The organism is Nocardiopsis sp. TNDT3 (assembly GCF_003427465.1).
In the GTDB taxonomy this organism is placed as follows: domain Bacteria; phylum Actinomycetota; class Actinomycetes; order Streptosporangiales; family Streptosporangiaceae; genus Nocardiopsis; species Nocardiopsis dassonvillei.
Window position 1 is genome coordinate 1 of the sequence record NZ_QPFC01000119.1, and the last position, 2,803, is coordinate 2,803.

At 76.0% G+C, this 2,803-nt stretch carries 2 protein-coding genes and 1 pseudogene; 1 reads left to right on the plus strand and 2 read right to left on the minus strand.

The window, feature by feature from the left end:
• The first annotated feature begins 283 nt into the window (after positions 1 to 283).
• Positions 284 to 523: a membrane protein gene (locus DQW06_RS03315; RefSeq protein WP_013156395.1), complete on the plus strand. Its 240-nt coding sequence runs from the start codon at positions 284 to 286 to the stop codon at positions 521 to 523.
• A 3-nt stretch (positions 524 to 526) separates the two neighbouring features.
• Here DQW06_RS03315 and DQW06_RS03320 read toward each other — a convergent pair whose 3' ends face one another.
• Both DQW06_RS03320 and DQW06_RS29120 read right to left on the minus strand, forming a co-directional pair.
• Positions 527 to 2,431 carry an endonuclease/exonuclease/phosphatase family protein gene (locus DQW06_RS03320; RefSeq protein WP_071621012.1) on the minus strand — a complete coding sequence of 635 codons (1,905 nt, stop codon included), beginning with the start codon at positions 2,429 to 2,431 and terminating at the stop codon, positions 527 to 529.
• Between the two features lie 147 nt (positions 2,432 to 2,578).
• Positions 2,579 to 2,803, minus strand: a pseudogene (locus tag DQW06_RS29120) (hypothetical protein); the annotation flags it as partial.

The following is a 2,803-nucleotide window of genomic DNA, read 5'->3' on the forward strand; positions in this document are numbered from 1 at the left end:
GCGGGGGCGTCCTTCGGGGCGCCCCCGCCGCGTCGTCTCGGCCGACCCCGGGTGATCGCCGCCCGAGTCGGCGACGGTCACCCGGGACGCGCTCAGCCGCGCGGACGCAGCGGTCCGGGACGCCCCTCCCGGACCCGGTGGCCGCTCCCGCGCCTTCGCGTGCGGCGCCCGGAGGAGGTTTTCCGCGTGGTTGCCGCTGGCTGGGTAGGGGACCGGGGAGAATCGGTGGACCGGGTCCCACGCGGGAACCGGGAGCGTACGGCGACGGAAGGGAGCGGACGTCATGCGACGCGGCAGGTTGAAGGGCCCCCTGGGCAGCCACGAGCGTCCGGCGAGCGCCCTGGGTTTCCGCGCGGTGCTGGCCGTGTTCGGCGCCCTGGTACTACTGCTCGGCGCGATCGCCGCGTACGTGTGGACCGACCAGCTCTGGCTGGTCGTCCTGCTCGGCGCGGGCTTCGTCGCCGCGTGCGTGAACGTGTACTGGGTGTCCAGGCGCCGCAGGTACGAACACCCCTCCCCCTGACGGTCAGGCGACCGGGGTCAGCGTGACGGCCACCGGCCGGTGGTCGGAGTGCGGCACGTCCGGGTTGGCCGGATCGCTCGGCGCCAGGTCCCCGGTGTGCAGGACGTGGTCGATCTGCTGGTCGGAGCCGGTCTCCCCCGGCAGGGTGGGGAAGGGACGCGTGTTCCGGAACGCGTCGAGCAGTCCGTGCTCGGTGAGCAGGCCCCACGCGGGGTCGTCCGGTTCGATGTTGAGGTCCCCCGCCACCACGACGGGCGTTCCGCGCTCCCGCGCCCGGCGGGCGATCTCCGCGATCTCGCGCAGCTGGCGCCGGGAGGACTCCGCGCGGAAGCCGCGGTCGGCGGGCTGCACGTGGGTGGAGACCACCGTGACCCCGGTGCCGCCGTGGTCCACGGTCACCTCCAGCGCCTGGGCCCCGGTGGGACCGCTCGGCGTGAGCGGGTGCCGCCGCTCACGGGTGACCGGCAGGGAGGTGAGCACGGCGTCGCCCCACAGCGGCCCGTCGGCCGGTCCCCAGTGCGCGGCCATGCCGAGTTCGAGCGCGAGCCGGGACAGCACGTCGTTGCCTCCGTTGAGCAGCCAGCCCCGGTCCACCTCGCTGAGGACGACGACGTCGGCGTCCAGGCGGCGCAGCGCCCCGGCCTGCTCGGTGACGGAGAACCGGCCGTCCATGCCGAAGCCCATCCGCACGTTGTAGGCGGCCACGCGCAGCCCCTCGGTCCCGCTCGCGGGTGCGGGTGCGAACGTGCGGGCCGCGAACACGGGCCAGAGGGCGGTGGCCGCCAGGGTGAGCGCGGCCGTCCCCGCGGTCAGCGCGAGTGCGCGAGGGCGCGGAGGCCCACCGGCCTCCAGAACCGGGGAGGACACGGCGGGCAGCAGCAGGGCCGCGGCGAGGAAGGGCACGTACGCGTTGGGCACGTACAGGTCGTAGGCGGAGTAGAACGCGAATACCAGCACCACGAACACCAGCAGGCCCGACGCGGCGGCCAGCCCGCTGCGCGCCGCCGACGCCCGCCCGGGCCGGGCGAACACGGCCCGGCCCGCGCAGGCGGCCAGGGCGAGCTGACCGGCGACCAGCGCCGCCGCGGACGGCAGGGCCGCCGCCTCCGGGGTCACGCCGTCGGAGGACGCCCAGGCCAGCCACGCCAGCGCGGCCAGGAGCACGACGGGGGCCGCCCACCGGCTCCGGCCCGGAAGGAGCGGACGCCGGACGAGGCCCACCGACAGCACGGCGCCCGTGGCGACGGCCGCCGCGCCCAGAGGTGACCCCGCGAGGGTCTGCCCCACCGCCGGATTGGCGGTGTACAGGCCGCTGAGGAAGAACAGGGGGCCCAGGACCAGCCAGGCCCGGGGCGGCACGGGGCGGGCGGGCCCCGGGGCGGTGTCCCGGACGTTGAGCAGCAGGAGCAGGAGGAGCCCGACCTCCGCGATGACCGGCGCCCACGCCAGGGGCGTCGGCCACCACACGAGGTCGATCACGCCGAAGAGGGAGCGTACGACCGCGGTGGCCGCGATCGCGGCGACGACCCCGGTCACCACCTCGCGTCCGCACAGGCGTCCGTCGACGGCGGACGCCATCGCGGTGCACACCAGCCACACGGTCCCCGCGCCCACCGTGGCCGCGGAGACGTACAGCTGCGGGTCGCCGCCCTCGGTGGCCTGGAGCGCCAGGCGCCCCGCCGCCATCACCACGACGGCGGCGCCCGCCATGGCCGTGGGCGGGATCCGGCGGGCGAGGGGGACGAAGGGGAACGGGGCCAGGAACCAGGCGAGCGCGAACGCGCCCATCAGCGCGGGATCGGTCGTCCCGGCCTGGCCGAACACGGTGATCAGGGACGGCAGGAACACCCGGAGGGCGTCCAGGAGCAGCACGGTGCCGACGGCGGCGGCGAGCAGGTCCCGGCGCATGGCCCTCCGCTTCCTCGGTGGACACGAGGAATTCTCATGTTCCGCGCCCGCCGTGGCAAGGGGGTCAAGCGGTACCGGTTCCCGGAAGCGCCGCCGGGGGCTGGGGCACGGCCCACTCCCCCCGGCGCGCACCGGCTCGCCGACCGGTCAGACGGTGGCCAGGGGGATCCGTGCCTTCACGGCCTCGGCGATCATGCCGACGTCCACCGGGTCGGAGGTGAGGACCGTCGCCCCCGTCTCCACGGCGACCCGGACCACCATGGCGACCACGATGTCGCTCGTGCCGGAGATGCCCGGGAGCTTGCCGATCCCGCGGGCCATCGGATCGTGGAACCACGGCGGAGCGGCCGGGGCAGGGGTCCTCCCCCTACC